General features: G+C 67.3%; 3 protein-coding genes. 2 read left to right on the forward strand and 1 reads right to left on the reverse strand.

The genetic code is table 11. The features are described from left to right. Positions 1-1,093 (reverse strand): oxaloacetate-decarboxylating malate dehydrogenase (gene maeA / locus BN1132_RS09565; RefSeq protein WP_042077088.1); only part of this gene is annotated, 1,093 nt, incomplete at its 3' end. Positions 1,094-1,312: 219 nt separating this feature from the next. Between maeA and mobA the strand changes: the two genes are divergently transcribed. Continuing rightward, positions 1,313-1,927, forward strand: coding sequence for a molybdenum cofactor guanylyltransferase MobA (gene mobA / locus BN1132_RS09570; protein WP_042077089.1), 615 nt, complete (start codon positions 1,313-1,315; stop codon positions 1,925-1,927). Then, on the forward strand, positions 1,924-2,118 hold a 195-nt coding region (mobB, locus tag BN1132_RS09575), incomplete at its 3' end, for a molybdopterin-guanine dinucleotide biosynthesis protein B (RefSeq protein ID WP_042077090.1). The genes mobA and mobB, both read left to right, overlap by 4 nt.

A 2,118-nucleotide genomic window follows, 5' to 3' on the forward strand; every position in this document is an offset into this window, starting at 1 on the left:
GCTTGGCGTAGCGGCGCTTGTATTCGTCCAGCCCCTCCCGGTTGTCACACACCAGCCCCTGGGTATCCAGGATGTAGATGCGATCCCGGGCCGCCTGCGGGTCCAGCCCCTCGCGGATCATCCCCGCGCAGATCTGATCCGCCACCCCGACCCCGCCGGCCCCGGCCCCGTAGACCAGGTAGTTCTGCTGGCCCAGGGTCTCGCCCTTGGACTTGACCGCCCCTATGATGCCCGCCAGCACCACGGCGCCTGTGCCCTGGATGTCGTCGTTGAACGACGGCAGCACCTGCTGGTAGCGGGCCAGGTTGTTGAAGGCATTGGACTTGCTGAAGTCCTCCCACTGCAGCACGGCGTTCGGGAAGTGACGCTTGACCCCGGCCACGAACTTGTCGATGAAGTCGTCGTACTCCTTGCCGCGGATGCGCCTGTGGGGCTGACCCAGGTACATGGGGTCATCCAGCAGCGCCTGGTTGTCGGTGCCCACGTCCAGCGCGATGGGCAGGCAGCAGGCGGGATGGATGCCGGCCCCCAGGGTGTAGAGGGCGAGCTTGCCGATGGGAATGCCCATGCCGCCCACCCCCTGATCGCCGATGCCGAGGATCCCCTGGCTGTCGGTGACGACTATGATGCGCACCGCCTTGGCGTCCATGTGGCGTGCCAGGGATCCCATGTCATCGACGTTCTTCTGGGTGATGTAGAGGCCACGCGGCTTCTGGAAGCGGTGGCTGAACTCCTGGCACGCCTTGCCCACGGTCGGGGTGTAGATGTAGGGGGTCATCTCCTCCACGTGGCGCGACAGGAGGGCGTAGAACAGGGTTTCGTTGCGATCCTGCAGGGCCCTCAGATTCTGGTACTTCTCGATGTCGCTACAGGCGCTCAGGAAGGCCTCATAGACCCGCTCCAACTGGGCCTCGAAGGTCTGCACCTGGGGCGGCAGCAGGCCGTCGAGCTCGAAGTCGGCCCGCTCCTGTTCGGTGAAGGCGGTGCCCTTGTTGAGGTTGCGATCGTTGAGCAGATCGGTGCCCGTCAGCGCGACCGGGCGAAAGTCCTCGCCCTGTGCATCTTTCCACAGCAGATATTGTCCGGTAGCCATAGTCATTCTCTTTGATTTACATGAAGTTGCCATTCGGCAGGAGAGCAAGACTCAGATTGGTGCGGATCATATGACGTTTAGGGATTCGGTTTTGTGAGCTCAGCCATACCCTGCGGCCAAAGCCCCGCCGGCCAGGGTCGGGAGAGGCTTGCTCCGACGGCGCGCTTGGCGCAAGATCCCCCCGGCCCCTTGCCTGCCCTCTTCACCCCCAGGAGCACCATGAGCATGCCCCAGCCCCCCGCATTTCCCGTTTCCGCCGTCATCCTGGCCGGTGGCCGTGCCACCCGCATGGGGGGCGACGACAAGGGCTGGGTGCCCCTCGCGGGCCGGCCCCTGATCGAACACGTGCTCGAGCGCCTGCGCCCCCAGGTGGACGAGGTGCTGATCAATGCCAACCGCAGCGAGGATCGCTACCGGCAGCTTGCCCCCGTCATCCGCGACCAGCATGCCGACTTCCAGGGGCCGCTGGCCGGGATGCTGGCGGGTCTTGCCGCCGCCCGCCACGACTGGGTGCTGTTCGTCCCCTGTGACGGCCCCGCCCTGCCCCGGGATCTGATGGCCCGCTTTCGCGCCGCCGTGACCCCTGATACAGAACTGGTGGTGGCCCACGACGGCGAGCACCTCCAGCCCGTGGTCGCCCTGCTGCGCCGTGCCCTGCTCCCCTCCCTGCGCCAGGCGCTGGCCGAGGGTGAGCGCAAGACCGGGGCCTGGTTTGCCCGCCACCGGATGACGGTGGTGCCCTTTGCCGATGCGCCTGACGCCTTCGTCAACCTCAACAGCCCGGACGAGCTCGCCGCCTGGGAGGCGAGGCTGCGGGAAGGGGGCGCGCCATGAGTCCCCTGCCCCTGCTCGGCTTCGTCGCCTGGAGCGGCACCGGCAAGACCACGCTGCTGGAGCGCCTCATCCCCCTGCTCGGCCAGCGCGGCCTGCGCCTCGGGGTGCTCAAGCACACCCACCACGACTTCGACATCGACCGGCCCGGCAAGGACAGCCACCGCCTGCGCCAGGCGGGCGCCGTCCAGGTG

This window comes from Aeromonas sanarellii (genome assembly GCF_000820085.1).
GTDB lineage: Bacteria > Pseudomonadota > Gammaproteobacteria > Enterobacterales > Aeromonadaceae > Aeromonas > Aeromonas sanarellii.

What these genes read in the sequence shown, in the direction of transcription:
- mobA (WP_042077089.1), top strand. Translation starts at nt 1,313, where the DNA reads ATGAGCATGCCCCAGCCCCCCGCATTTCCCGTTTCCGCCGTCATCCTG.